Annotated in this window: 1 protein-coding gene; it reads right to left on the bottom strand. The window is 62.7% G+C overall.

Annotated elements, in window-relative coordinates; all coding sequences use genetic code 11:
• Positions 1-438, bottom strand: a 438-nt coding sequence (locus tag ABD323_RS43450; protein ID WP_344447533.1) for a phage holin family protein, incomplete at its 3' end; no start/stop codon positions are given.
• Positions 439-649: the final 211 nt, after the last annotated feature.

Here is a 649-nt window from a genome sequence, read left to right as displayed (position 1 = left end):
GATGCTGTCGATCGATCGCTGTGGCGCGCGGACCTTCTTGAACTTCCGATAGCCCACGAAGCCGCAGATCCCGGCGGACACCAGCATCAACAGGAACACGATGCCGAACGCGGCCCAGCGCTGGAGCCACTCCGACAGCAGTTCACCGAGGAAGAAAAAGAAGAAGAACGAGCTGTAGAGCGCGACCACCGCGGCGATGATGAAGAAGATGCTGCCCTTGGTGGCCTTCTTGACCTCGCCGACCGTCTCGGTCTTCGCCAGTTCCAGTTCGGCTCGGAACAGCGTCGACATGTGCTGCGTCGCGTCCTTGACCAGCGATCCGATCGACGCGCCTTCGGCGGAGTCGGCCGCGGGATCCTCCGACAACGGGAGGTAGGGCACCCAGCCCCCGGCGTCCGGGTTGTCGCCGTCGTTGAATTCATGCTTCGGGCTGCTCACGCGCTCATCGTGCCATGTGGACGGCGTTGCGGTCGCGAAGGGCGCACGCGAGGTGTCGATGTCGTGTGAAGTCGTTGTCGGAACGTGTCGTCCGGCGGCCGGATCCGGGGTGGTCCGAACAGGTGAGTGTGTGCTTCGGCTACCGATCACGATCGGTAGTGCGTGGGGAGTACTGTTGATTACCGGCCGAAACTAACGGGTAAAATCCGTC

Source organism: Kitasatospora nipponensis (assembly GCF_039528135.1).
In the GTDB taxonomy this organism is placed as follows: domain Bacteria; phylum Actinomycetota; class Actinomycetes; order Streptomycetales; family Streptomycetaceae; genus Kitasatospora; species Kitasatospora nipponensis.
Note: the sequence above shows the minus strand (reverse complement) of the source record. Positions and strands in the feature narration are given on the sequence as shown.